The sequence below is a fragment of the Segeticoccus sp. genome, from assembly GCF_035708005.1.
On the sequence record NZ_DASSTI010000027.1, the window covers coordinates 1 to 21,485 of the forward strand.

Annotated in this window: 19 protein-coding genes; 13 read left to right on the forward strand and 6 right to left on the reverse strand. The window is 72.4% G+C overall.

Annotated features, from left to right (window positions below; all coding sequences use genetic code 11):
- Positions 1-204: 204 nt before the first annotated feature.
- Both VFL99_RS02910 and VFL99_RS02915 read left to right on the forward strand, forming a co-directional pair.
- Complete coding sequence (locus tag VFL99_RS02910; RefSeq protein ID WP_325104825.1) at positions 205-1,197, forward strand: hypothetical protein; 993 nt, start codon at positions 205-207, stop codon at positions 1,195-1,197.
- A 128-nt stretch (positions 1,198-1,325) separates the two neighbouring features.
- Entirely contained in the window at positions 1,326-2,624 is a 1,299-nt protein-coding gene (locus tag VFL99_RS02915) for an adenylosuccinate synthase (protein ID WP_325104826.1), read from the forward strand.
- A 51-nt stretch (positions 2,625-2,675) separates the two neighbouring features.
- On the opposite strand, the gene VFL99_RS02920 is transcribed toward VFL99_RS02915, so the two are convergent.
- On the reverse strand, positions 2,676-4,934 hold the full coding sequence (locus VFL99_RS02920) for a HelD family protein (protein WP_414713708.1): 2,259 nt from the start codon (positions 4,932-4,934) through the stop codon (positions 2,676-2,678).
- 345 nt (positions 4,935-5,279) lie between these two features.
- Between VFL99_RS02920 and purD the strand changes: the two genes are divergently transcribed.
- Positions 5,280-6,644: a phosphoribosylamine--glycine ligase gene (gene purD / locus VFL99_RS02925; RefSeq protein WP_325104827.1), complete on the forward strand. Its 1,365-nt coding sequence runs from the start codon at positions 5,280-5,282 to the stop codon at positions 6,642-6,644.
- Between the two features lie 5 nt (positions 6,645-6,649).
- Entirely contained in the window at positions 6,650-7,579 is a 930-nt protein-coding gene (locus VFL99_RS02930) for a phosphoribosylaminoimidazolesuccinocarboxamide synthase (protein ID WP_325104828.1), read from the forward strand.
- Positions 7,580-7,689: 110 nt separating this feature from the next.
- Here the strand turns inward: VFL99_RS02930 and VFL99_RS02935 are convergent, their stop codons facing one another.
- Entirely contained in the window at positions 7,690-8,124 is a 435-nt protein-coding gene (locus VFL99_RS02935) for an SRPBCC family protein (RefSeq protein ID WP_325104829.1), read from the reverse strand.
- A 149-nt stretch (positions 8,125-8,273) separates the two neighbouring features.
- Between VFL99_RS02935 and VFL99_RS02940 the strand changes: the two genes are divergently transcribed.
- On the forward strand, positions 8,274-9,008 hold the full coding sequence (locus VFL99_RS02940) for a GAF and ANTAR domain-containing protein (RefSeq protein WP_325104830.1): 735 nt from the start codon (positions 8,274-8,276) through the stop codon (positions 9,006-9,008).
- A 44-nt stretch (positions 9,009-9,052) separates the two neighbouring features.
- Here VFL99_RS02940 and VFL99_RS02945 read toward each other — a convergent pair whose 3' ends face one another.
- A complete protein-coding gene (locus VFL99_RS02945; RefSeq protein ID WP_325104831.1) occupies positions 9,053-9,310 on the reverse strand; it encodes a helix-turn-helix domain-containing protein in 258 nt (85 codons plus the stop codon).
- A complete protein-coding gene (locus VFL99_RS02950) occupies positions 9,307-10,068 on the reverse strand; it encodes a DUF2975 domain-containing protein (RefSeq protein ID WP_325104832.1) in 762 nt (253 codons plus the stop codon). The genes VFL99_RS02945 and VFL99_RS02950 overlap by 4 nt, the downstream gene beginning before the upstream one ends.
- A gap of 132 nt (positions 10,069-10,200) precedes the next feature.
- Here VFL99_RS02950 and purS point away from each other — a divergent pair, with 132 nt between their 5' ends.
- The 5 genes from purS (at position 10,201) to VFL99_RS02975 (ending at position 16,290) form a co-directional block, all read left to right on the forward strand.
- Positions 10,201-10,494, forward strand: coding sequence for a phosphoribosylformylglycinamidine synthase subunit PurS (purS, locus tag VFL99_RS02955; RefSeq protein ID WP_325104833.1), 294 nt, complete (start codon positions 10,201-10,203; stop codon positions 10,492-10,494).
- Positions 10,491-11,165 (forward strand): phosphoribosylformylglycinamidine synthase subunit PurQ, encoded by a 675-nt coding sequence (gene purQ / locus VFL99_RS02960; protein WP_325104834.1) that lies wholly within the window; start codon positions 10,491-10,493, stop codon positions 11,163-11,165. The genes purS and purQ overlap by 4 nt, the downstream gene beginning before the upstream one ends.
- The gene (purL, locus tag VFL99_RS02965) at positions 11,162-13,480 is read left to right on the forward strand and encodes a phosphoribosylformylglycinamidine synthase subunit PurL (RefSeq protein WP_325104835.1); all 2,319 of its coding nucleotides are present in this window, start codon (positions 11,162-11,164) and stop codon (positions 13,478-13,480) included. The genes purQ and purL overlap by 4 nt, the downstream gene beginning before the upstream one ends.
- Positions 13,481-13,769: 289 nt before the next feature.
- Positions 13,770-14,087 (forward strand): hypothetical protein, encoded by a 318-nt coding sequence (locus VFL99_RS02970; RefSeq protein ID WP_325104836.1) that lies wholly within the window; start codon positions 13,770-13,772, stop codon positions 14,085-14,087.
- 4 nt (positions 14,088-14,091) lie between these two features.
- Entirely contained in the window at positions 14,092-16,290 is a 2,199-nt protein-coding gene (locus VFL99_RS02975; protein WP_325104837.1) for a bifunctional polysaccharide deacetylase/glycosyltransferase family 2 protein, read from the forward strand.
- On the opposite strand, the gene VFL99_RS02980 is transcribed toward VFL99_RS02975, so the two are convergent.
- The gene (locus tag VFL99_RS02980) at positions 16,268-17,311 is read right to left on the reverse strand and encodes a zinc-dependent alcohol dehydrogenase family protein (protein ID WP_325104838.1); all 1,044 of its coding nucleotides are present in this window, start codon (positions 17,309-17,311) and stop codon (positions 16,268-16,270) included. The genes VFL99_RS02975 and VFL99_RS02980 overlap by 23 nt on opposite strands.
- 157 nt (positions 17,312-17,468) lie before the next feature.
- On the opposite strand from VFL99_RS02980, the gene VFL99_RS02985 reads away from it, so the two are divergent.
- Positions 17,469-18,722, forward strand: coding sequence for an amidohydrolase (locus VFL99_RS02985; RefSeq protein ID WP_325104839.1), 1,254 nt, complete (start codon positions 17,469-17,471; stop codon positions 18,720-18,722).
- A 190-nt stretch (positions 18,723-18,912) separates the two neighbouring features.
- Here VFL99_RS02985 and VFL99_RS02990 read toward each other — a convergent pair whose 3' ends face one another.
- Positions 18,913-19,761, reverse strand: coding sequence for a spermidine synthase (locus tag VFL99_RS02990; RefSeq protein ID WP_325104840.1), 849 nt, complete (start codon positions 19,759-19,761; stop codon positions 18,913-18,915).
- Positions 19,762-19,867: 106 nt separating this feature from the next.
- On the opposite strand from VFL99_RS02990, the gene VFL99_RS02995 reads away from it, so the two are divergent.
- Both VFL99_RS02995 and VFL99_RS03000 read left to right on the forward strand, forming a co-directional pair.
- Positions 19,868-21,091, forward strand: coding sequence for an arginine deiminase (locus VFL99_RS02995; protein WP_325104841.1), 1,224 nt, complete (start codon positions 19,868-19,870; stop codon positions 21,089-21,091).
- Positions 21,092-21,457, forward strand: a complete 366-nt coding sequence (locus VFL99_RS03000) for a sterol carrier family protein (protein ID WP_325104842.1) — start codon at positions 21,092-21,094, stop codon at positions 21,455-21,457.
- The last annotated feature ends 28 nt before the right edge of the window (positions 21,458-21,485 follow it).

The window sequence follows — 21,485 nt, forward strand, 5'->3', positions numbered from 1 at the left end:
CAGACGCAGAGATGCCGGGAGGCTGGACCCATCGGGTCCGGCCTCCCGGCACCGCCCCCTGCGGCCGAGTTCGGGGCCCTCGTCCGTTCCCGGCTGGCCACCCGCGGGCGTCCCCTGTGATTCCGCTTCGGGCCGCTACCGAGTATGCCCCATGGTTCACCGGAACGCTGGCAGAAACCTGCCAATGGCCATAGCCTGCCACCGATGACGCCTCAACTCTCCGTCCTCGAGGTGCCGGCCGACGCCGAGGAGCTCTACCGGCGGGTGCTGCGGATGCCGAACCGCGACCTGCGCCGGCACGCCGCCGAGCTCGGCTGGCCGATGGAGAAGGGGCAGGAGGCCCTGACCGCCCTCGTGCACGCCCGCCTCGTGCGGGTCGGTGAGGACGGCGGGCTGGTGGCCGACCACCCCCGCGCGGCGCTCGAGCGGTTGATCGAGGCCGAGGAGTCCCGGCTGGACAGTCGTCGCCGCGACCTCAGCGGCGCCCGCAACGCGATCGCCGGCTTCACCTCCGACCACCAGGTCGGCCAGCAGGGCCCCGGCCCGCGCCAGCCCACCTGGGAGAGCATCCCGGCGGCCGTCGCCCCATCGGTGGTCGACTACATCACCCGGAGCACCACCGGCGTGATCCGCAACTGCGTGCACGACGTCGACATCGGCCCCGCCACGGAGGAGGAGAACATCCGCACCGGCCAGGCCATCCTCGCGGCCGGCCGGGAGCAGCGGACGATCTACCCGATGTCGGTGCTGTCCCACGCCCCCGCCCGGGACTGGATGCGTTCCTGGGCCGCGGTCGGCGAGCAGCAGCGGGTCAGCGACGACCCGCCCAGCGACTTCGCCGTCTTCGGCGAGGAGGTGCTCGTCGCCTCGGAGGCCTGGGCGACGACGAACGGCGACTACGTCGTGGTCCGCGACCCGATGGTGGTCGCCGCGTTCAGCGCCCTCTTCGACCGGCTCTGGGCGGCGGCCCTGCCGCTTCCGGACGAGGACGACACCGGTGCCGACCTGCGGCTGCTGGAGCTCATGGCGCTCGGGTTCAAGGACGAGGCGATCGCCCGCTACCTCGGGCTCAGCCTGCGCACCGTGCGCCGCCGGATCGCCGGTCTCATGAACGACCACGCCGTGAGCACCCGCTTCCAGCTCGGCATGGCCGCCCAGCGGCGCGGCGTGCTGGACGGCGCGGGTCGGCATACCTGATCGAGTCGCGCGGACCGGTACCGTGGGCACGCACCAGGGCGGGCCGGCATACAGGCGCTCCGGTGCCTTCCGTGTCCGACCCGGCGCGGGGGACGCACGCAACGAACGTATGCAGGGAAGGCGACAGCATGCCGGCGATCGTGCTGGTCGGGGCCCAGTGGGGCGACGAGGGCAAGGGCAAGGCGACGGACCTGCTCGGCAGCCGCGTCGACCACGTCGTGAAGTTCAACGGCGGCAACAACGCCGGCCACACCGTGGTCATCGACCAGAACGGCACGCCCGAGAAGTACGCCCTGCACCTGCTGCCCAGCGGCATCCTCACTCCGGGCTGCACGCCGGTCATCGGCAATGGCGTGGTGATCGACCTCGGCGTGCTGTTCGAGGAGATCGACGGCCTCGAGGCGCGCGGCGTGGACACGTCCAAGCTGGTGGTCAGCGCCGACGCGCACCTCATCCCGCCGTACAACCGGGTCCTGGACAAAGTCACCGAGCGCTTCCTCGGCAAGCGCCGCATCGGCACGACCGGCCGCGGCATCGGCCCGACCTACGCCGACAAGATGACCCGCGTCGGCATCAGGGTGCAGGACCTCTACGACGAGTCGATCCTGCGGCAGAAGGTCGAGGGGGCACTCGACGTCAAGAACCAGATGCTGCTCAAGATCTACAACCGTCGCGCCATCGAGCCGGCGGAAGTCGTGCAGGAATTCACCCGGTATGCCGAGCGCTTGCGTCCCATGGTCGCCGACACCTCCCTGCTGCTCAGCAGGGCGCTGGATGCGGGCAAGACGGTGCTGTTCGAGGGCGGTCAGGCGACGCTGCTCGACGTCGACCACGGGACGTACCCGTTCGTGACGTCGTCGAACGCGATCTCCGCCGGCGCCTGCACGGGCTCGGGCGTCCCGCCGACCCGGATCGACCGGGTGATCGCGGTGCTCAAGGCCTACACCACCCGCGTGGGGGAAGGGCCGTTCCCGACCGAGCTGTTCGACGACAACGGGGAGTTCCTGCGCAAGACGGGGCACGAGTACGGCACGACCACCGGCCGGCCGCGGCGGTGCGGATGGATCGACACGGTGGTCGGCCGCTACGCCACCCGCATCAACGGGGTGACCGACTTCGTCCTCACCAAGCTCGACGTGATGACCGGCCTGGACACGGTGCCGATCTGTGTCGCCTACGACGTCGACGGCGAGCGGTGCGACGAGATGCCGATGACGCAGACCGGCTTCCACCACGCGAAGCCGATCTACGAGGAGCTGCCCGGCTGGTGGGAGGACATCTCGCATTGCCGGGCGTTCGAGGAGCTGCCGGCGAACTGCCGCGCCTACGTCGAGCGGGTCGAGGAGCTGATCGGCTCCCGGATCTCCGTGATCGGCGTCGGGCCCGGGCGCGACGAGGTCGTCGTGCGCCACGACCTGCTGGACTGAGGGCCCCGGCCCGAGGCACCTCGGTCCGCGACGCCGTCGAGAGAGAGGCCGTCAGTCCTTCACGTGCAGCACCGTCATCCGGTGGGCCGCCCGGGTCAGCGCGACGTAGAGCACCCGGATCCCGCCCGGTGACTCGCGGGTGATCTCCTCGGGGTCGACGATCACGGTGGCGTCGTACTCCAGGCCCTTCGTCGACATCGGGTCCACGAGCACGACCCGGCCCGACTCGTGCCGGCCCAGCTCCTCCAGCGCGGCCATCCACCGCGCCGGCGGGACCACCGCCACCTGCCCCTCGACCTCGTCGAGCAGCTCCTTGACCGCCACGCCGACCGAGTCGGGCACGTCGGCGACCGCGACGGTCGCGTCGACCGGCTCGGCCCCCGTCTCGCGCACCGCCTGCGGGATGTCGGCGTCGGGCACCTCGGCCCGGATCACGTCGGCGGCGTAGTCGAAGATCTCCCGCGCGTTGCGGTAGTTGGTGTCCATGTGGAAGGCGCGCCGCACGTTGCTGCCGAACGCCTGCTCGCGCGCGGTCGCCGCCTCCTCCAGGTCCGGCCACGAGGCCTGCGCGGCGTCGCCGACGACGGTCCACGATGCCCACCGGCCGCGCCGACCGATCATTCGCCACTGCATCGGCGAGAGGTCCTGGGCCTCGTCGACCAGCACGTGGGCGTACTCCTCCGGCTTGCCGATCCGCCCGAGCAGCAACTGCTCCCGCGGGGTGCTCGCCGCCGACGACCCCACCGGTCCCCGGGCCGAGTCCTCGCCGTCCCCGTGCGTGCGCACCGCCGCGACGCCGTACTGCGAGACGTCGTCGAGCTCCTCGATCTCGTAGAACCCGCGATCCTCCCGTGGCTGGTCGCGCACCGGCCCGAGCCGGGCGGCCAGCTCGTCGATCAGCGCCGCGTCGGCGACCGACCACGTGCCGGACCGTTCGGCGACGCGGAACGAGTCGGCCAGCGCGTCCACCTCGCCGGCGGAGAGCACGCCGCGCCCGTAGCGGCGCAGCCGGTCCCGGTCCGCCAGCCACAGCAGCACCTCGCGCGGGTCGAGCGGGCGCCACCACTCGCGCAGGAACGCCTCCACGTCACCGCTGTCGAGGAACGTGTCGTGGAACTGGTCGCGCTCGCCGCGGCGGTGGGTGCGCCAGGCCGCCTCGGCGAGAAGGTCGGCGACGGCCTCGGCGGCGGCGTTGCGCTGGTGGTGACGCAGCGCCTGCGCGCGGACGGTCTCGAGCGCCTCCGGCCCCAGCCGGATCGCCTCCCCGGCCACGAACGCGCGCAGCTGGGTCGGCGCGTCCGGGATGACGTCCCGCGCGGCGGCGGCGAGCACCCGTCGCATCCGCAGCGATCCCTTGACCCGCGCCACCGCCGGCGGGTCGAGCCGATTCGCGGTCACCACGTCGACGACATCACCCAGCGAGCGAAGGGTGACCGACTCCTCACCCAGCGAGGGCAGGACCCGCTCGATGTATGCCGTGTAGGCCGCGGACGGCCCCACCACCAGGACGCCGCCGGCCTCGAACCGACGACGCTCGGTGTAGAGCAGGTAGGCCGCGCGGTGCAGCGCCACCACGGTCTTGCCGGTGCCCGGGCCGCCGGTGATCTCCGTGACGCCCTTCCACGGCGCGCGGATGGCCTCGTCCTGGTGGGCCTGGATGGTGGCGACGATGTCGCGCATCTGGCCGCTGCGGCTGCGGGTGAGGGCCGCCATGAGGGCACCGTCACCGACGATGACCATGTCCTCGGGGGCCTCCGGCACCATGAGGTCGTCCTCGACTCCGAGGACCTTTGCGCCGCGGCAGCGCAGCACGCGGCGCCGGATCACGCCCTGCGGGTCGACCGGGGTGGCGCGGTAGAACGGTGACGCTGCGGGCGCCCGCCAGTCGACCACGAGCGGCTCGTAGTCGTCGTCGCGGACACCCAGCCTCCCGACATACCGGATCTCGCGCTCCGCGCCCCGGCCGGAGCGGGGTGGGTGCTCGAGGTCGAGGCGACCGAAGACGAGGCCCTCGTACTGGCTCTCGAGGGAGGCGCGGCGACGGCCCGCGCTGTAGACGAGCGCGTCCCGCTCGAAGAGGCCGGCCAGCTCCTCGTCACGGATGTCGCCGGTGCGGTCGGTGCGGCCCCGGGACAGGCCCTCGGCCTGCACGGCGTCGACGCGCTGGACCGCCTTCACGAGCTCGGCGTGGACACGGTCCACGTGCTGCTGCTCCGCGGCGATCTCGGCGAGCACCTCGGGGGGCTGGGCCTGGCGCCCCGTGGCCGTGGGCCGGTGCTGCTGATCGGAGTCGTTCGCCGTGTCGCTCACATGTCCCCCAGCGGGTCGGTGGTCGTCCACCCCGGCACGTCGACCGCGCGGACCGGGGAACCCAAGAGTCTAGAACCTCAGCCTGAGGTGGCTGGTCAGGGACGCCACGGCGCCGTGCCGGCCACCACGGTGCCGAAAGTTCACCCGCGGTTCTCGGGCCGAAGGGCTTTACGCCGGGCGCCGGTGCTGCCAGAGTGTCCCTCAGCCGGCTTCGCCGGTACGGGCACGACGAGTCGCCGGCTCCCCTCCGGTAGACCCGTGGCCGAGACGTGGCACCCCCGGGAGAACCCCCCCTGCTTCCCGGGGGTGTCACGCGCGGGATGGGGGCCGATACCCTCGGGGCCCGTGAAGGTTCTCGTCATCGGCTCCGGCGCCCGCGAGCACGCGCTGTGCCGTTCCCTCGCCGCTGACCCCTCCGTCGACGCCGTCTGGGCTGCCCCGGGCAACCCGGGCATGGAGCAGGTGGCCCGGTGCCGCCCGCTGCCCGGCGGGGTCACCGACGCAGCAGCGGTCACCGCCCTCGCCGCCGAGGTCGGTGCGGACCTGGTCGTCGTCGGCCCGGAGGCACCGCTGGTGGCCGGCGTGGCCGACGCGCTCCGGGAGCGCGGGATCGCCTGCTTCGGGCCGTCCGCGGCGGCCGCCCGGCTCGAGGGCAGCAAGGCGTTCGCCAAGGAGGTCATGGCGGCCGCCGACGTCCCCACGGCGATGTCGCGGGTCTGCACCCGCCTGAGCCAGGTGACCGATGCCCTCGATGCGTTCGGGGCGCCGCACGTGGTCAAGGATGACGGGCTCGCGGCCGGCAAGGGGGTCGTCGTCACCGACCAGCGCACCCAGGCGCTCGCGCACGCCGCGCACTGCCTGGACACGCACGACCCCGACGACCCGGACAAGCGGGCGCGTGGCACGGCCCACGAGCCGGAGCCCGAGGGCGTCGAGCACCGGGTCGTGGTGGAGGAGTACCTCGACGGGCCAGAGCTGTCGGTCTTCTGCCTCACCGACGGCACCACCGTCGTCCCGCTCGCCCCGGCCCAGGACTTCAAGCGCGCCGGGGAGGGCGGCACCGGGCCGAACACCGGGGGCATGGGCGCCTATTCGCCGCTCGACTGGGCTCCGGCCGACCTGCTCGACGAGGTGGTGACCCGGATCGCCCAGCCCACCATCGACGAGATGCGACGCCGGGGAACCCCCTTCGTCGGGGTGCTCTACGTGGGTCTGGCCCTGACCTCCCGCGGGCCGCGCGTCGTCGAGTTCAACGCACGTTTCGGGGACCCCGACGGACAGGCCTGCCTGGCTCGCCTCGAGACGCCGCTCGGCGGACTGCTCCTCGCCGCGGCCACCGGCGCCCTGGCCGAGCACCCGCCGCTGCGGTGGCGGGAGGACCACGCCGTCACCGTGGTCCTCGCCTCCCGTGGCTACCCCGAGAACCCGCGGACCGGGTTCCCGATCACCGGGCTGGACGACCTCGCCGGGCTCGGCGAGGACGTCTACGTCCTGCACGCCGGCACCAAGCGCACCGCCGACGGCACGCTGGTCTCCTCCGGGGGACGGGTGCTCGACGTGGTCGCCCTCGGCGCCGATCTCGCCCAGGCCCGCGAGCGGGCCTACACCGCTCTCGACACGATCCACCTCGAGGGCGCGCACTGCCGCCGCGACATCGGCCTCGCCGCCGAACGCGGCACCGTCACCGTCCCTTCGCCCTCGGGAGCCTGATCGGTATGCCGTCCGCCTCCACCCAGCGCCCCGCGCCCTCCCTGCCCGGTTACCAGCACCTCTACTCGGGCAAGGTGCGCGATCTCTACTCCCCGCTCGACGACGCCGGCCGGCCCCGCGAGGACCAGCTGCTGCTCGTCGCCTCCGACCGGATCTCCGCCTACGACTTCGTCCTCGACAGCGAGATCCCGGGCAAGGGCGCGGTCCTGACCCAGCTGTCGCTGTGGTGGTTCGAGCAGCTCGCCGACCTCGTGCCCAACCACGTGCTGTCCACCGACGTGCCCGCTGAGGTTGCCGGCCGGGCGGTGCTCGTGCGCCGGCTCGAGATGGTGCCGGTGGAGTGCGTGGCGCGCGCCTACCTCACCGGCGGGGGGCTGTCGGAGTACCAGCAGACCGGCTCCGTCTGCGGGGTGCCGCTGCCGAGCGGTCTGGTCGACGGGTCCCGGCTGCCCGAGCCGGTCTTCACGCCCACCACCAAGGCGCCGCTCGGTCAGCACGACCAGCCGATGACGTTCGCCGAGGTGCAGCAGGAGGTCGGCGGACCCCTCGCCGAGCGCGTTCGGGAGCTCACGGTGCGGATCCTCCAACGGGGCAACGAGATCGCGGCCGACCGCGGCATCCTGCTCGCCGACACGAAGGTGGAGTTCGGGATGGACCGTGCCGCCGGGGGTGACGTGCCCGGCCTCGTGCTCGCCGACGAGGTGCTCACCCCGGACTCGTCCCGCTTCTGGCCGGCCGCTGAGTGGGAGCCGGGGCACCCGCAGGCGTCCTACGACAAGCAGTACGTGCGCGACTGGCTCACCTCGGCCGCCAGTGGGTGGGACCGGTCCTCCGGCGAGGCGCCACCGCCGCTGCCCGAGGACGTCGTCGCCCGCACCCGCGAGAAGTACGTCGAGGCCTACCAGGCCCTGACCGGCCAGCGTTTCGAGTCCTGACCCGCTTCGATCGTCGCCCGTGATCGTTGTGCGGTTCTGGTCGCTGGGGCGGTCAGAACCGCACAACGATTGCGGACAACGATCGGTGCGGCGGGCGCTCGCGGGGTCGGTTACGACTGCGCCGAGCTGTCGTGCTCGGCGCGGGCCTTCAGCCCGGCGGCCTCCAGCTCGAGGTAGCCACGGATCTGGTGCCCGCCGAGCACCGCCCCGAGCCGGCGCAGCGGCCCGCGCAGGCCGAAGGTGAGGTCCAGCCGGGTCCCGCCGTCCTCGGCCGTCAGCACGTGCGACGCGACGAACTGCAGACCGGGGTTGTGCGCCTCCCACGTGAACCGCTGCTCGGGGACCAGCTCGGTGACCGTCCAGACCTGCGCCCGGCCGCGCGGCTGCTGGACCCGGGCCCGGCTGCCGACCCGGAAGGGCCCCCCGTCCACGCGCGTGGCCATGACCACCGAGCGGGTCCACCCCGGCCATCCCTCGACGTCGACGAGCAGCCCCCAGAGGACCCCTGCTGGTGCGGCGACCTGGGCCGTGGCGGTGTAGTCCATGGACGCCGACTCTAGGGGTCCCCGGCCGGCTGGGTGGACCATGGGATTCGGCGACACCGCGCCGAGGTGACAGGATGTCGCGAGCCGGTGGAGCAGACGGCCGGCACGGGGCTGGACCGCGAGTCCGGCACGAGGCGGAAGGGACGCCGATGACGTCCGAGGAGCAGGAGCAGGTGGACCCGGCGCGGGTCTTCAACGAACTTGCTCGGGTCTTCTACGAGCAGGCGGACTACGAGCACGTCTACCAGACGCTCGTGCGGGTGGCCGTCGAGCTGATCTCCGGCTGCGACCACGCCAGCATCTCCACGATGCGGCAGGGCGAGCCGATGAAGACGGCCGCCGCCAGTGACGAGATGGCCGCGCTCATGGACCAGTTGGAGAACGAGGCGGGCGAGGGGCCTTGCATCGACGCGATGCTGGGCGGCGGCTACCAACGTGACGCCGACATCGCGCACAACAGCTCTTGGCCCAAGCTCGGTGCCCTGACGCTCGAGCGCACGCCGGTTCGCGGCATGATCGGCTACCGCATCTTCGTCGACGGCCGCAGCGCGGGCGCGCTGAACCTCTTCTCCGATACCCCCGGTGCGCTGACCCAGGAGGACGCCGACCTGGGCGCGCTGGTCGCGGCGTTCGCCTCGGTCGTGCTCGTCTCCGCGGCCCACGACCACCGCGCACAGACCCTCAAGGACGGCCTCCAGAGCAACCGCGAGATCGGCAAGGCGATCGGGCTGCTCATGGCGACCCACGGGGTGGACGACGAGCAGGCATTCGAGCTGCTGCGGCACCTGTCCAGCACCATGAACGTCAAGCTGGCGGAGGTGGCGCACCGCGTCGTCGAGCAGCAGCGGCACGAGCAGGCGGGCAAGCCCTCCTCGACCGACTGACGACCGGCAGCGGAGCCTGGTTCCCGCTCGGCGGTGGGTCCTGCTCAGCGCTGGGGTCGCGACGCAGGCTCGACGGTGAGCACGTCACCCGGACAGCACCCCAGGGCATCGCAGATCGCGGTGAGTGTGGAGAAGCGGACGGCCTTGGCCCGGTCGTTCTTCAGGACGCTGAGGTTGACGATCGAGACCCCGACCAGGTCGGACAGCTCGGTGAGCGTCATGCCACGCTCCTCGAGCAGCTCGCCGAGATGGCAGACGACGCGGTGGCCGGTCTCGGCGGCGACGGGTTCGGCCGGGCTCACACCAACCCCTCGAGGTCGGCGCGCATGGCCACGCCTCGTCGCCACACGGCCGTGATGACGCCGAGTACGGCGGCGACGCCGAGCCACCACCAGGAGAACCGGGCGTCGGCCACGAGGTCGCCGGCGAGGTCGGAGGTCTCCAGCAGCCACAGCCGCACCGCCTCCCGTCCCCAGTCGCCGACGATCCCCGCCACCAGGACCAGCGCGGTCAGCTGAGTGAGCCGGCGGACGTTGCGGCGGGTGAACGGGTCGCCAGCGCCGGCCGAGCGGACGAGCGCGGCGAGGATCCACAGGCCGAGGGCTCCGGCGAGCGCGGGCAGGGCACGCACGGTCACCCAGGCCCAGCGCTGGCCGAGGCTCGGCCCCCAGAAGGACACCTCGATCTGGGGGTAGCCGTTGAACTCCGCGAGGACGGAGGACATGCCGGTCGGTGACGCCTCGTAGGCCCGGACCATCTCGTCGCTGCGGGACTCCACCGACCCGACCCGGTTGCCCAGCTGGTCCATGACGGGTTCCCCGAGGCGGGGCGCGACCTGGGCCTGCTCGCTCATGATGAAGATCGCGTCGCGCGTGCCGGCCCACCAGTGGGTCTGGTCGGCGCTGAGGAGGCCGAGCCCGTTGGGACCGAGGGTGAGGGCGATGGCAGTCAGCAGCAGGGGGACGGCGGAAAGGCGGAGCAGCCACGACAGGGCGGTCATCCAGCCGGGGCCGTGCCTGGTGCCCGGGGAGGTGACGGGGGAACTGGTGCCAACGCGCATGGCCGCACCGCCTGCCTTATCGAGATTCGTTGTTATCGAGGAACGATAAGACAACCGGCGGACCGGAGCAAGCGGTTTCGGCCGATAGACTGGGCGGGCCGACTCCCCCCTCTCGCTTTCAGGAGCACCTGCATGGGCCACGTCGTCGTCGACGTCATGCTGAAGTCCGAGATCCTCGACCCCCAGGGGCAGGCCGTCGCCGGCGCCCTACCCCGGCTCGGGTTCACCCAGTTCACCGACGTCCGGCAGGGCAAGCGGTTCGTCCTCACCGTCGACGGTGAGGTGACCCGGGAGCACCTGGCCGCAGCGCGCGAGGCCGCCGAGCGGCTGCTGTCCAACCCGGTCATCGAGGACGTCGTCTCGGTGCGCGCCGCCACGGACGAGGACGTCCAGGAGTCCCTGAGGACCACGGGGGCCACCCGATGAGGATCGGCGTCGTCACCTTCCCGGGGTCGCTCGACGACCACGACGCGCTCCGCGCCGTCGCCGCCGTCGAGGCCGAACCCGTGCCGCTGTGGCACGGCGACGAGGACCTGCGCGGGGTCGACGCCGTGATCCTGCCGGGCGGGTTCTCCTACGGCGACTACCTGCGCTGCGGCGCGATCGCCCGCTTCGCACCGGTCATGTCGGCGCTCGTCCCGGCCGCCGAGCAGGGCCTGCCGGTCCTCGGCATCTGCAACGGGTTCCAGGTGCTGTGTGAGTCGCACCTGCTGCCCGGCGCGCTGGTCCGCAACGACCACCGCAAGTTCGTCTGCAAGGACCAGGTGCTGCGGGTCGAGAACGCCGCGACGGCGTGGACCTCCAGCTACACGCAGGGCCAGGAGATCACGGTCGTGTTGAAGAACGGCGAGGGCAGCTATGTAGCTGCCGCCGACGTCCTAAATCGGCTCGAGGGGGAGGGGCGGGTGGTCTTCCGCTACGTCGGGCAGAACCCCAACGGCTCCTACCGCGACATCGCCGGTGTCACGAACGAGCGCGGCAACGTGGTCGGCCTGATGCCGCACCCCGAGCACGCGATCGAGGCGGGATTCGGGCCCTCCACCGACGGGCTCGGCTTCTTCACCTCCGTCCTCACCACGGTGGTGGGTGCCGCATGACCACCGAACCGCAGGCCAGGCCCACCCCCGGCGCGCAGCTCGACACGGTCGAGGCGGCCCAGTCCAGCCCCGGCACCCCCCAGCCGTGGGTCGAGCTCGGGCTCAAGGAGGACGAGTACGCCCGGATCCGCGAGATCCTCGGCCGTCGTCCCACCAGTGCCGAGCTGGCGATGTACTCGGTGATGTGGTCCGAGCACTGCTCCTACAAGTCGTCCAAGGTGCACCTGCGCCAGTTCGGTGAGCTGCCGCCGGAGACCCCGCTCGGCAAGCAGCTGGCCGGCATCGGCGAGAACGCCGGCGTCATCGACATCGGCCAGAACTGGGCCGTCACCTTCAAGATCGAGAGCCACAACCACCCCTCCTACGTCGAGCCCTACCAGGGCGCGGCCACCGGGGTCGGCGGCATCGTCCGCGACATCATGGCGATGGGCGCCCGACCGATCGCGGTGATGGACCCGCTGCGCTTCGGCGCCCTCGACCACCCCGACACCGCGCGCGTCCTGCCCGGTGTCGTGGCCGGTGTCGGCGGCTACGGCAACTGCCTCGGCCTGCCGAACATCGGCGGTGAGGTCGTCTTCGACGAGTGCTACCAGGGCAACCCGCTCGTCAACGCCTTGTGCGTGGGCGCGCTGCGCCACGAGGACCTGCACCTGGCCAAGGCCAGCGGCACCGGCAACAAGGTCGTCCTCTTCGGCGCCAAGACCGGCGGCGACGGCATCGGCGGTGTCTCGGTGCTCGCCTCGGAGACCTTCGCCGAGGGCGAGGGCGCCACCCGCCGCCCGGCCGTGCAGGTCGGCGACCCGTTCGCCGAGAAGGTCCTCATCGAGTGCTGCCTCGAGCTCTACCACGCCGGGGTGGTCGAGGGCATCCAGGACCTCGGCGGCGCCGGACTCTCTTGCGCGACCAGTGAACTCGCCTCCGCCGGTGACGGCGGTATGACGGTCGAGCTCGACCGCGTGCCCCTCCGCGACGCCTCGCTGCGCCCGGAGGAAATCCTCATGTCCGAGTCGCAGGAGCGGATGATGGCCGTCGTCGCTCCCGAGCACCTCGAGCGGTTCCTCGCCATCACCGGCAAGTGGGACGTCGAGGCGACGGTCCTCGGGGAGGTGACCGACGGCGACCATCTCGTCATCACCTGGCACGGCGCGACGATCGTCGACGTGCCGCCGCGCTCGGTGGCCCACGACGGCCCGGTCTACGAACGGCCGCTGGAGCGGCCGGCATACCTTGATGCCTTGCAGCGCACCGGAACCGATGAGCTGCGACGGCCGGCGGACGGCGACGGGATCAAGTCCGACCTGCTCGCGCTGCTCGCGTCGCCGAACCTGTGCGACAAGTCGTGGGTGACCGACCAGTACGACCGGTACGTGCGCGGCAACACCGCGCTCGCGATGCCCGACGACGCCGGTGTGGTGCGCGTCGACGAGGAGAGTGGACTCGGGGTCGCGCTCGCGACCGACTGCAACGCACGCTTCGCCAAGCTCGACCCGTATGCCGGTGCGCAGCTCGCGCTGGCGGAGGCCTACCGCAATGTCGCCACCGCTGGGGCGACCCCGTTGGCCGTGTCGGACTGCCTCAACTTCGGCTCCCCGGAGGACCCGGGCGTGATGTGGCAGTTCGCCGAGGCGGTGCGCGGCCTGAAGGACGGCTGCGCGGCCCTCGGTGTGCCGGTGACGGGCGGCAACGTGTCCTTCTACAACCAGACCGGCGAGACCGCCATCCACCCCACGCCCGTCGTGGCGGTGCTCGGCGTGCTCGACGACGTCGCGCGGCGCACCCCGATCGGGTGGAAGACCCCCGGCCAGGTGATCTACCTGCTGGGCAACACCGCCGACGAGCTGGACGGGTCGGCCTGGTCCGCGGTCGCCCATGACCACCTCGGCGGGTTGCCCCCGGCGGTCGAGCTGGCACGCGAGCGGCAACTGGCCGAGATCCTCGTCAACTCCTCCCGCGACGGGCTCATCGACGCCGCTCACGACCTGTCGGACGGCGGCCTCGCCATCGCCCTGGCCGAGGCCACGCTTCACGGTGGTGCCGGGGCGCGCGTCTGGCTCGACGAGGTCTGTGAGCGCGACGGGATCGACCCCTTCACTGCGCTCTTCAGCGAGTCGACGGCCCGCGCGATCGTGGCCGTGCCCCGCTCGGAGGAGGTCCGGTTCACCGACATGTGCTCCGCGCGCGGGTTCGCCCACGCCCGGATCGGCGTCGTGGACACCGGCACCGACGGCCTCGACGTGCAGGGCCAGTTCCACGTCACGCTCGACGAGCTGCGGGAGGCGCACACCGCCACGCTGCCGACCGTCTTCGGCCGCTGACGGGCCGTCGCCGTCCCGGTGGGCGGACCGGCATACCGATCGGTATGCCCGTCACCGGGCTGCGGTGAGCAACGTCACCCGTGTGCGGGAACCCGTGCTGGAACGGCACCCCCAGGGGTGTCCGCGGCCTGAACGGGAGGTGACGTCTCCGTGACCATCTCGTTATGGTCTTGCGTCGATGTGTCCCTCCGCCCTCGCCTCGTCCACCTGTCCCCCCACCACCCGCGCTGACGCGGCGCCGCCGCGGCAGCCGGCTCCCGCCCCGTGCTCGACGCGGCAGCGTGCTCCCGTGTTCGTCGACGAGACGGGTCGCCGGCGGCGACGGATGGGCGTCCTCGGACTCGCCGTCGCCGTGCCGGCCCTCGCCTTCGCGGGCACGCTCGGGCTCTCGGCGCTCACCGGGCCGCCGGTGAAGCAGCTGTCCCTCCCGGCCGAGCACGCGCATGCCACGGCCTCGCTGGTGTCCGGCCGGCAGCCCGGCCCCGCGGCCGACCACGCGCTGCAGTGGTCGGGCGTGCCGACGTGGGCACCGACGGGCGCGGCCCACGGCCACAACGGTCCCGGCCAGCCCGGCCAGCCGCGCCGGTCCCACCCGGGCAGCCGCTGACCGGATGCTGACCGTCCGGACACCGACCGCCGCACGGGCGGATCGCCGCCGGCAGACCACCCGTCCACGGGCGCACTGGGTGGTGCTGGCGGTGCTGCTCACCGTGCTCGGGCTCTCCCTCGCCGTCGCCGGTTACGTCCACCACTACGGCCACAGCGACTACAGCGGCCCGCCGCCGGGCGCGAGCGGCCAGGTCCCCGCCGAGGTCAGCGAGGGCGGCCCCGTCATCAACGGCGCCGCCACGACGGGGGAGCGCACCGCGACGGTGCAGCCCAAGACGATCGCCCTGACCTTCGACGACGGGCCGGACCCGCGCTGGACCCGCAAGATCCTGCAGGTCCTCGACCGCCACCACGTCCGGGCGACGTTCTTCGTCGTCGGCAGCCAGGTCGCGGAGCACCCCCGGATCGCCCACGAGATCGTCGCGCACGGCAACGAGATCGGGGTGCACACCTTCACGCACGCCGACCTGGCGGCGGTGCCGCCCTGGCAGCGCCGCATGGAGGTGCGCTGGAGCCAGCTGGCGATCGTCGGGGCGACCGGTGAGAGCACGTCCCTGTTCCGGCCCCCGTACTCCTCGGAGAACAACGCCCTCGACGACGCGGCGTGGAACGTCGTCCGCGAAGCCGGTCACCACGGCTACCTCACCGTGCTCACCACGCGGGACAGCCGGGACTGGCAGGGCGACGACGTCCGGCAGATCATGCGCAACAGCGCGCCGCGCGGCACCCACGGACAGGTGGTGCTGATGCACGACGGGGGCGCCCACCGTGGACCGACGGTCGCCGCCCTCGACCGGCTCATCCCCCAGCTGAAGGCCAAGGGGTGGCGGTTCACCACCGTCAGCGATGCCGTCGGCACCGCCGAGCCGATGCGGCAGGCCTCGTGGGGTGACCGGCTCACCGGGCTCGGTCTGATCGGCGCGATCAAGGTCAGCGACGTCGTCGTCCGCATCCTCACCGTGCTGCTGTATGCCGCCGCGGCGCTCACCCTGCTGCGCGCCGTGGTCCTCTTCGTCGCGGCGCGACGACACCGCCGGCTGCGGGCACGCGGCTGGGGCCCGGAGGTGACCGACCCGGTGTCGGTGGTGGTCCCGGCATACAACGAGGAAGCCGGGATCGAGGCGACGGTGCGCTCGCTGCTCGCCTCCGACCACCCGGTGGAGGTGATCGTCGTCGACGACGGGTCCAGCGACCGGACCGCGGCGGTCGTGGAGTCGCTCGACCTGCCCGAGCTCGTACTGGTCCGCACGCCCAACCGGGGCAAGGCGGCCGCGCTCAACACCGGCGTCTCGCACGCCCGGTACGACTACGTGGTCATGGTCGACGGCGACACCGTCGTGGAGCCGGAGACGGTCCGGATGATCGTCCAGCCCTTCAGCGACCCCGGGGTCGGCGCGGTCTCCGGCAACGCCAAGGTGGCCAACCGCGAGGGGCTGCTCGGCCTGTGGCAACACGTCGAGTACGTCGTCGGCTTCAACCTCGACCGGCGCCTGTTCGACCTCGCCGGCTGTATGCCGACCGTGCCGGGTGCCGTGGGGGCGTTCCGTCGTGCTGCCCTCGACCGGGTCGGCGGTGTGGGCGACCTCACCCTCGCCGAGGACACGGACCTCACCATGTCGCTCGCCCGCGACGGGTGGCAGGTGGTCTACGAGGAGTACGCCTGGGCCTGGACCGAGGCGCCGGCGTCGCTCGGGGCGCTCTGGCGCCAGCGCTACCGCTGGTGCTACGGCACCCTGCAGGCGATGTGGCGCCACCGCGGCAGCCTGACCGACCGCGGCGCGAGCGGCCGCTTCGGGCGGCGCGGGATCGGCTACCTGCTGCTGTTCCAGGTGCTCCTGCCGATGTTCGCACCGGTCATCGACGTGTTCGCGCTCTACGGGCTGGTCTTCCTCAACCCGGGCAAGATCATCCTCGTCTGGCTGGCCTTCCTGGCGGTGCAGATGTTCATGGGCTTCGTGGCGTTCCGGCTGGACCACGAGCGGTTGAGGCCGCTGTGGAGCATGCCCCTGCAGCAGTTCGTCTACCGGCAGCTGATCTACCTGGTGGTCATCCAGTCGGTCGTGACGGCCTTCGCCGGGGTCCGGCTGCGCTGGCAGCGGATGGACCGCTACGGCAGCTTCAACGCGCAGCCCGGTGACACGCGGGCCCGTGACGCGCAGGCCCGTGACGGCGTGCCGGTCACGGGCGAAGCAGGGTCTTGATCGCCCGGCGCTCGTCCATGGCTGCGTAGGCCTCGGCGACCTGCTCCAGCGGCAGCTCGAGGTCGAAGACCAGTCCGGGGTTGATCGCGCCGGCCAGCACCTGGTCGCGCAGGGTGGGCAGGTACTGCCGGGCCGGCGCCACGCCGCCCGCGACCCCCACGTTGCGGGAGAACATCTGCCCGATGGGCAGGTCCACGCCGTGGGGCACGCCGACGAAACCGACGGTCGCGCCGGGCCGGGCGGCCGCGATCGCGGTGTCCATCGACTGCCCGGTGCCGACACACTCGAGCACCGCGTCGGCGCCCACTCCGTCGGTGAGGTCCAGGACGGCGGCGACGCCCTCCTCGCCGCGCTGCGCGACGAGGTCGGTGGCGCCGAACTCCTTCGCCACGCGCTGCCGTGGTTCGTGCCGCGACATGGCGATGACCCGGTCGGCACCCCGTCGCGCCGCGGCCAGCACGCCACAGAGGCCCACGGCTCCGTCGCCGACGACGACCACCGTGTCGCCCTCGCGGACGTTCGCGGCCACCGCCGCGTGCCACCCGGTGCCCATCACGTCCGAGCAGGCCAGCAGCGAGGGGATCATCGTGTCGTCCGGTTGCTCTCGCGTCGCGACGAGGGTGCCGTCCGCGAACGGCACCCGCACCGCCTCCCCCTGGCCCCCGTCGACCAGGTGGCCGTTCGCGTCCGGCAGGCCGTAGTTGCCCTTGTTGACGCACGCGGTCTGGATCCCCGCCCGGCAGTGCGGGCAGGTGTTGTCCGAGTAGGTGAACGGTGCGATGACGAAGTCACCGGGGCGCACGCTGCGCACCTCGGAGCCGACCTCCTCGACCACGCCGACGAACTCGTGCCCGATCCGGAACGGCTCGAACTCGTTGACGCCGCGGAAGTACCAGAGGTCCGAGCCGCACACGCACGCCGCGGTCACGCGCACGATCGCGTCGGTCGGGTCGATGAGGCGGGGGTCCGGCTGGTCCCCGAAGCGCAGGTCCCGGGGCCCGTGGATGGTGGTGGCACGCATGCACGACACGGTATGCCGACCCGCGCCCGGGCAGCCGCACCGGCCTCGGTGCGCGGACAGGCCGCGCCCAGCGGGATGCGGTTCACTGGACAGCGGAGCGCAGATCGTGCGGAGCGCAGATCGCGCGGATGGCAGATCGTCTGGAGGAGGAGCTGTCGTGGGTGCCGAAGAAGCCGTGTTGTCCGGACTGGACGAGGTGCGCGGGTGGCAGGAGGACCTCTACCGAGACCTGCACGCGCACCCCGAGCTGTCCCACCAGGAGCAGCGCACCGCCGAGAAGGTGGCGGACAGGCTGGACAAGGCCGGCTACGAGGTGCACCGCGGTGTCGGGGGCACGGGCGTGGTGGGCGTGCTCCGGCACGGTGACGGGCCGACGGTGATGCTGCGCGCCGACATGGATGCGCTGCCGGTCAAGGAGGCGACCGGGTTGCCCTACGCCAGCACCGTGACCGCCACCGACGGCGACGGCAACGAGGTGCCGGTGGCTCACGCCTGCGGCCACGACATGCACGTCACCTGCCTGCTCGGCGCCGCCCAGCTGCTCGCCGACGGCGCCAGCCACTGGAACGGGACCGTGGTGGCGCTGTTCCAGCCCGCCGAGGAGACCGGTGACGGCGCCCGCGGCATGGTCGACGACAACCTCGCCGAGCTGGTCCCGACCCCGGACGTGGCGTTCGCCCAACACATCTTGCCGGCGCCGGCCGGGCAGGTCGGCACGCACGTCGGCGCGGTGCTGTCTGCGGCCGACAGCATGCGGATCACCCTGCACGGCCGCGGCGGGCACGGGTCGATGCCGCAGGCGACCGTGGACCCCGTGGTGCTCGCGGCGATGATCGTCGTGCGGCTGCAGACGGTGATCGCGCGGGAGGTGACGCCGACCGAGACGGCGGTGGTGACGGTCGGCAGCATCCAGGCCGGCACCAAGAGCAACGTCATCCCGGAGACCGCCGAGCTGCAGCTCAATGTCCGCACCTACAGCGACCGGACGCGCAAGACCGTGCTCGACGCGGTGCGCCGCATCGTCACGGCCGAGTGCCGGGCGTCAGCCTGTCCGCAGGACCCGGAGTTCGAGCTGTTCGACCGCTTCCCGCTCACCGAGAACGACAAGGAGGTCACCGAGCGGGTGGCGCAGGCTTTCGGCGGCTACTTCGGCGACCACGCGGAGCCGATGGGGCAGCAGACCGCGAGCGAGGACTTCAGCGACATCCCTGAAGCGCTCGGCACGCCCTACAGCTACTGGGGCGTCGGCTGCATCGACCGCGACGCCTACGCCAAGGCCGAAGCCGCGGGCCGGGTGTCGCAGGACATCCCCGTCAACCACGCGCCGAACTTCGCGCCGGTCATCCAGCCGACCTGTGACACCGGGACACAGGCGCTCGTCGTCGCCGCCCTGGCCTGGCTGGGCCGGTAGCCACCCGTCCCTCCCCGGCGGACGGCGAACCCGCCCTTCTCGACTGACGACCTGCTCTGTGGCGTTTCGCCCTCCTCTCGAGGCCCGAAACGCCACACACGGCGTCGTCGGTCGCGGGTTGGGGCCGCGGCGCGGGTTGGGGGTTGGGGGGCGGGGGCCCCGGGCGGTTGGGGTCGGCGGCGACCAGCGCTCAGCGCAGGCGCCAGCCCTTCATCGGCGGCGGCTCCGGCGACCAGCTCGCGTCGGCATCCGTGAACCGCACCGCCGCGTCGAGGCGCCCCGCCAGCTCCCGCTCGTCGCGGACCCCGGTCGGGAAGGGTGAGCGGGTCACCCGGCGGCGCAGCGCGTCCACGTCGATCGGGCCACCGGAGCCGATCGCCACGAGGTTGCCGAACCGCTTCCCCTTCAACACCTCGTGCGTCGCCACCACGGCGACGTGACCGAGAACCTGCCGCAGGCCGGCCAGGAGGCGCACGGCATACCGCATCCCGGGCTCGTCGGCGACGTTGAGCAGCAGCACGCCGTCCGGCCGGAGCACCCGCCGCACCTGCGTGAACATCTCGACCGTGGTGAGCTCCGGCGGCACCCGGCCGCCGGCGAACGCGTCGACCACGACCACGTCGGCGCTCGCGTCGCGCAGGGCGGCGAGCCCGGTGCGACCGTCCTGCGGGCGCACCCGGATCCGGTGCCGCCGCGGCAGCGGCAGGTCCCGGCGCACCACCTCGGTCAGCTCGGTGTCCGGCTCGAGGACGATCTGCGGGGAGCCCGGCCGCTCTGCGTTGATCCAGCGGGGGAGGGTCAGGCCGGCGCCGCCGACGTGGGTGACCGCGAGGGGTCCGGCCAGCGGCGACGTCGGGGGAGCCGCGAGAGGACTCGGCAGGGTGTCGATGACGGCGGCCAGGTGCTGGACGTACTCGAACAGCAGGTATGCCGGGTCGCTCAGGTCCACGTGCGACTGGGGTGCGCCGTTCACGACGACGGTCGTGCCGCGACCGCGCTCGCGGTCGGGGACCAGCTCGATCCGGGGCGGCTCACTCATCGCGACCCGAGGCTATCCGCTGCCGCGGGCGGGTGCGGTGGTGCGAGGATGGAGCCCGCCGTCCAGCATTCGGGACACGTCCGGCAACAGAAGGGGACATCCGCCGATGAAGTACCACGTCGACTCCGAGGTCGGTCGCCTCCGACAGGTCATCGTGCACCGGCCCGGCCTGGAGATGCAGCGCCTGACGCCGGCGAACAAGGACGCCTACCTCTATGACGACGTGCTGTGGGTGGACCAGGCCCAGCAGGAGCACGACCGGTTCGTCGCGGCCCTCGAGGGGCACGGGATCACGGTGCACATGCTCGACCAGCTGCTCGAGCAGACAGTGGCGATCCCGGAGGCGAAGAAGTACGTCCTCGACGAGTCCCTGGACGAGCGGCTCTACGGCCCGATGGCGATCGACGCGCTGCGCAACATGTTCGACGGGATGAACCCGCACGAGCTCACCCAGTTCCTCATCGGCGGCATCACCAAGCGCGAACTGCTGGAGCGGATCGAGGAACCCCGCTCCGTGGTCATCCATGCCCTCGATGCCGACGAGATGGTCCTCGCGCCTCTGCCGAACCACCTGTTCACCCGCGACACCTCCGCGTGGATCTACGACGGCGTGGCCGTGAACTCCATGCACAAGAAGGCCCGGCGCCGCGAGACGGTGCACTACGAGGCGATCTACCGCTGGCACCCCATGTTCGCCGGCGGCGACTTCCGGCTCTGGTCCGAGGGGCTCGGCGGTGGCCCCGCCACCACGGAGGGCGGTGACATCCTCGTGCTCGGCCGGGGCGTCGTGCTCGTCGGCATGAGCGAACGCACCACTCCGCAAGGCGTGGAGCGCTTGGCCCGAAAGCTGTTGGCGGACGACCGTTCTCGCAAGATCGTCGCGTTGAACATGCCCAAGGCGCGGGCGCTGATGCACCTCGACACGGTCATGACGATGGTCAACGAGGACACCTTCACCAAGTACGCCGGGCTCGGCATGCTGCCCGCCTACACGATCGAGGCGGGCGACAACGACAAGGAGCTCAAGGTCACCGACCACGCGCCGGAGCAGATGCACGACGCGATCGCCGCGGCCCTCGGGCTCGACCGCATCAACGTGCTCACTGCCAGCCAGGACGTGCATGCCGCCGCCCGGGAGCAGTGGGACGACGGGTGCAACGTCCTCGCCCTCGAGCCCGGCGTCGTCGTCGCCTACGAGCGCAACGTCACCACCAACACCTACCTGCGCTCGCACGGCCTCGAGGTCATCACCATCCCCGGCAACGAGCTCGGCCGCGGCCGCGGCGGGCCCCGCTGCATGTCCTGCCCGATCGAGCGCGAGGGTCTCTGAGTGCCCGCTCGCCGTCGCGTGCCCCCCACCGAGGGCCACGACGCGCTGCAGGTATGGCGTGCCGCCCCGGACGCCGCCCCGCGCACCGTCGTGGCCACGGCCGTGCGGTACACGCTCGAGGAGCTGGCCGCCCGGTCACCCGGGCGCAGCGTCGAGGTGCGGGTGCCGCCCTTCGGCGCCGTGCAGTGCATCGCGGGGCCACGGCACACCCGCGGCACCCCGCCCAACGTCATCGAGACCGACGCCCGGACCTGGCTCGACCTCGTGGTCGGCGCCCGCACCTGGGACGACGCGAAGCAGGGGGGCACCGTCCGCGCGAGTGGTCAACGCGCCGACCTGGCCGACCGCCTGCCCCTCTTCCCCTGATTCGCGACTGAACGCCGACCGGACTGCG